Here is a 4,208-nt window from a genome sequence, read left to right on the forward strand (position 1 = left end):
TCAGTGAGAAGCCCTACCTACACACTGGTTGAAATTTACGTAATTTCGAGGATATACTTCTATCACTTTGATTTCTACCGGTTTAACCTCCCAGAAGAGTTTGCGGATGCAGGGCTTGGCGAATATTTCCATAGTAATTCCGTGTGCTTGGTCGAATGGCCGCAAAAAGCCGGTGGCTACGTGCCGCCGGCTGACCTGGTCGTTCTCCTGCAGATGGAGGAGAGCGGACGAACTGGCGAGGTCATTGCTTGCAGCGAGGAGGGCAAACGATGTCTGAGCGAACTCCGAAGTCACTGGCCGCCCGTCGCCAACTGATCAAGCTGGCTGGCGCCACACTCTTTCTGACCGTCAGCCCGCTGCCAGCAGCCGCGGCCAGCCGCAGTTCGGGCATTACCGCAGTGCGCATCTGGCCGGCAGCGGACTACACGCGGGTCACCATCGAGCATGCAGCGCCGCTCAAGTACGCGCACTTTACCGTGAAGGATCCCGATCGGCTGGTGGTCGATCTGGAAGGGGTCGAGTTCAACAGCGTGCTCGAAAGCCTGGCGAGCAAGGTGGTGGCCGACGACCCGAACATTCGCCGCTTGCGTGCCGGGCGCTACAAGCCGGGCGTCGTTCGGCTGGTCATGGAACTGAAGAACGAGGCCAACCCGCAGGTCTTCGTCTTGCCTCCGGTCGGCAACTACGGTCATCGCCTGGTCCTCGACGTCTACCCGCTGAACCCGCAGGATCCCTTGCTTTCCTTGCTCGACCGCGGCGAGCAAGCTGCGCCGGTCGTCGACGGGCGGGCGAGCAGCAAGGCCGACAGCCGCAGCGAAGCGCTGGCCGAAGCGCGTCCCGAGGCGAAGGTCGAGGCCAGAAGCGAAGCGAAGCTTGATGCCCGATCCGAGGCGAGAGGCGAACATGCGGGCGAAGCCAAGCCGCCAGCCAAGCGATCCGGCAGGCCGGTTGTCGACCGCTTGGTCACGATCACCCTTGACCCCGGGCATGGCGGCGAAGACCCGGGGGCAGTCGGACGCGGCGGGAGCTACGAAAAGAACGTCACACTGGCCGTCGCCAGACGCCTGCGCGCCAAGATCGAGAGCGAACCGAACATGCGCGCCGTACTGACGCGCGATTCCGATTACTTCGTTCCGCTGCACGCTCGCGTGCAGAAAGCGCGGCGCATCCAGTCCGACCTCTTCGTCTCGATCCACGCCGATGCCTTCGTTCGCCCCGACGCCAACGGATCGTCGGTCTTCGTCCTCTCCGAGAGCGGCGCCTCGAGTTCGGCCGCACGCTATCTGGCGCAGAAAGAGAACGCGGCCGATCTGATCGGCGGCGTAAACATCGATGTGAAGGATCCCGTCCTCGCGCGTACGCTGCTCGACCTCTCGCAGACGGCGACGATCAACGACAGCCTGAAGCTCGGCAAGGCTGTGCTCGGTGAATTGGGCGGCATCAACCGTCTACACAAGGCGACCGTCGAGCAGGCGGGCTTCGCCGTCCTCAAGGCGCCGGACATCCCATCGATTCTCGTCGAAACCGCCTTCATCTCCAATCCAGAGGAAGAGAAGCGTCTGAACGACGACGCCTATCAGGACAAGATCGCCGAGGCGATCCTCTCCGGCATCAGGAAATACTTGGCGAAGAACCCGCCGCTCGCCAAGTCCAGGCTCGCCCGGCTCGACTAGCAGCGCCGCCAGAGGGCGTGATCAGCACCCACCTCCTGCCAAAAATTGCGGTTCCAAATCGCGCCGGGCACTGCTAGAATTCGGCCCGTTGCTTCTCTTCACAGCAGCAGGCCGCTGTAGCTCAGTCGGTAGAGCAGCGCATTCGTAATGCGAAGGTCGACAGTTCGATTCCGTCCAGCGGCACCAAATAAACAGGCACTTAGCCAGACCCGCAAGGTTTGGCTTTTTTGTGGGGTTACGCCGGGGTTACATTTGCCGTTTCTTGGCCTGTAATCTTGCCCGCCGCGCCATCGCCGCGTCGGCCGGGCTGGTTTCATTTCCAGAAACTGTAGCCTTGCCTGTAGCCATCGCGGCTGTAACCATGGCTGCCCCAACGAAAAACCCGGCGCTTGGCCGGGTCTTGTTCAGCGCAGAGCCTCTGCACGGGTATCGGCGAGGTAGTGTTCCAACTTGGCGGCGATACGTGGCAAGTCCGCACGGAACCGGTCGACCGCTACCGTGCGGGCGTCAATCGTCAAGGTGACGGCGAAAGGCTCGTCAAAGTACGCGCCGAAGACGTAGCCGCTTTTCTCAGACATGTTCGCCGTCGAGAGGAACCCTGCCAGGGCTGCCGGCAGAGTGTCGGCCGCGCCGTGCAAGGCATCCTGTAGGGGGTAGAGCGACTCAATCAGATTGCTCGTGGCGATAGCCTGCGCCGCCGCCAAGTCGGGATTGACCACGAGGCGCGCTTGGTTGATGGCGTCGAACAATTCAAGGGCGGCCGCGGCCAATGCGGGGAGGCCTTCGGGTTCGATGCTGGCGAGTGTTGAGGCGTAAGGGGATTGGCGCGCGTCGGCGCCGGGGATGTTGGACATGGTGAGGCTCCTTCGTTGCGGGTTGTGATTCCGGCTTCCACGCTTCTCAAACAGGAGGGCGGACCGTGCGGGTTGAGAAGACCGGACGAAGGGACCGGCGCATCCGAAGATGCCCCGCACGGCCACCCATAACTGGGCGCCATGTCGCAGACATGAAAAAGCCGCTGTGCTGGCGGCTTGTCCGCCTTCGTTCCGGGCTTCTCACACCCGCATCGCTGATGTGCAGCGACCGCGGCAGTATCTGCCAGTCACCAGCAGTCCGTCAAGGACTTGCAGAATCCCGCCAAGACGAACGATCAGCCGCGCGGCAATGCAATCCCGACCACTACGCCGCAGAAACGCCCCTGAGCGCCGCCAGCGGGCGCTTGCCATAGGCATTGTGCTGCGCAACGTCTGCAATTCTTGCGCCATGCTTGAGTCGTACCGGCTGAATACCCGTCTGCGCATGATGGGGCATGGTGCGTGCTTTATCTTGCTTATGGCATTGTGCGGTGCGGTTCTTGTCAGGCAAGCAACTCGTCGCCGTTGGGCCAAACCTTGGGTAAACCTTGCACGATGGCATCGCATTCATGCACGGTGTCTTGCTCCTCTTTTATTCCGGTGCGCCGCCCACTCCTCCACGATGCGGTTGAGCACAGCGCTGTAGGTTGAATCGACGTAGCGTCGCTCGCGTTGCGCCGTGCTCACCTCGCGATCGATGATCCGCGCGGCCTCGTCGCTCACGTCGGCGTAGTCGATGCGCCGGTACTGACTGCGCCGGTAACGCTGTCCTTCCGCCTTCGTCCGGCGTTTCCATTCCTGCCAGTCGGCCTCGTCTTGCGCCGACCTGATTGGTTGTCCGGGCTCCCATGCCATCAGTCGTTTCCTTCCTTGATCGGTATCACGGGCATTCGCCGAATACCGCGCATCAGTGCGTGCCCTCGCCTGACAGCAAGTGCCTCATCAGATCCGGCCCGATGATGGCGGCCACCAGCCGGCAAAGGGCGGCAAGCGCCTTGCCATGCTCGTCGCCGGCGGCTGGGTCGTACCCGTGCCGGAATAGCGCCCAGATGCGCGCTTCCGACTGCGGACTTAGCCCGGCCTTGCTGGCGGCTTCCATCACGCGACGAACGCCCTGCAGGCAGTGCGCGCTTGATGCAGGGTCGCACTGGCGGGAGAAGGCGAGAACGCCTGCCAAGGAAAACAGTCCGGCCGTGGTCAGCTTTGGCTCTGATCCGTCCGGCTCGACAAACAGGCCGGCGGCAAGCGCTTGGGGTGACGGGTCGTTCATGTCGTCCTCGTCGTGCAATTGGGGTTCATCGAATAGCCCGCGCACCGTTGAGGCACGCCAGGCGATGCGGGCCGATACCCGACGATCGCCGACACCAGCCCGCCAGGTCGAGCCACGGTGCAGACGCCAGACCGCAGGTTGCCGCACTGCGAGCAGCATCGCCGGTCGTCATCGATCTGAGGATCAGCGCCGGCCCGGCCAAGGTAGTACTCGCGCGCTTCCGCATCCCGCCGGCAGACCGTCAAGACTTCGGCAATGATCGCCGGGTCGGTTTCCTCGATCAGTGCCAGCCATGCCCGGACTGCCGTTTCCTCGCTGGCTGTCATGGGTGCCGATGGTTGTCGCCGGCCCGGCTCGATCGTGTCCTTTCGGCAGAGCTGCAAATCCGCGGCGGCGCTTGAGTGCGGCACC

At 63.0% G+C, this 4,208-nt stretch carries 6 protein-coding genes and 1 tRNA gene; 3 read left to right on the forward strand and 4 right to left on the reverse strand.

What is annotated here, in order from left to right:
* From tsaE to RKP46_RS11715, 3 genes are all read left to right on the forward strand, one after another.
* Positions 1–315: tRNA (adenosine(37)-N6)-threonylcarbamoyltransferase complex ATPase subunit type 1 TsaE (gene tsaE, locus RKP46_RS11705; protein ID WP_311106803.1), on the forward strand; the 315-nt coding region annotated here is incomplete at its 5' end.
* Entirely contained in the window at positions 270–1,673 is a 1,404-nt protein-coding gene (locus RKP46_RS11710; RefSeq protein WP_311106804.1) for an N-acetylmuramoyl-L-alanine amidase, read from the forward strand. The genes tsaE and RKP46_RS11710, both read left to right, overlap by 46 nt.
* A 110-nt stretch (positions 1,674–1,783) precedes the next feature.
* Positions 1,784–1,859: transfer RNA gene (locus RKP46_RS11715), tRNA-Thr, on the forward strand.
* A gap of 218 nt (positions 1,860–2,077) precedes the next feature.
* On the opposite strand, the gene RKP46_RS11720 is transcribed toward RKP46_RS11715, so the two are convergent.
* The 4 genes from RKP46_RS11720 to RKP46_RS11735 all read right to left on the reverse strand — a co-directional run bounded on the left by RKP46_RS11720 (position 2,078) and on the right by RKP46_RS11735 (position 3,956).
* On the reverse strand, positions 2,078–2,527 hold the full coding sequence (locus RKP46_RS11720; RefSeq protein ID WP_311106805.1) for a hypothetical protein: 450 nt from the start codon (positions 2,525–2,527) through the stop codon (positions 2,078–2,080).
* Between the two features lie 325 nt (positions 2,528–2,852).
* A complete protein-coding gene (locus tag RKP46_RS11725; protein ID WP_311106806.1) occupies positions 2,853–3,038 on the reverse strand; it encodes a hypothetical protein in 186 nt (61 codons plus the stop codon).
* 56 nt (positions 3,039–3,094) lie between these two features.
* Complete coding sequence (locus tag RKP46_RS11730; protein WP_311106807.1) at positions 3,095–3,382, reverse strand: hypothetical protein; 288 nt, start codon at positions 3,380–3,382, stop codon at positions 3,095–3,097.
* A 52-nt stretch (positions 3,383–3,434) separates the two neighbouring features.
* Positions 3,435–3,956: a hypothetical protein gene (locus RKP46_RS11735; RefSeq protein ID WP_311106808.1), complete on the reverse strand. Its 522-nt coding sequence runs from the start codon at positions 3,954–3,956 to the stop codon at positions 3,435–3,437.
* Positions 3,957–4,208: the final 252 nt, after the last annotated feature.

The organism is Accumulibacter sp., assembly GCF_031732815.1.
Taxonomy (GTDB): Bacteria; Pseudomonadota; Gammaproteobacteria; order Burkholderiales; family Rhodocyclaceae; genus Accumulibacter.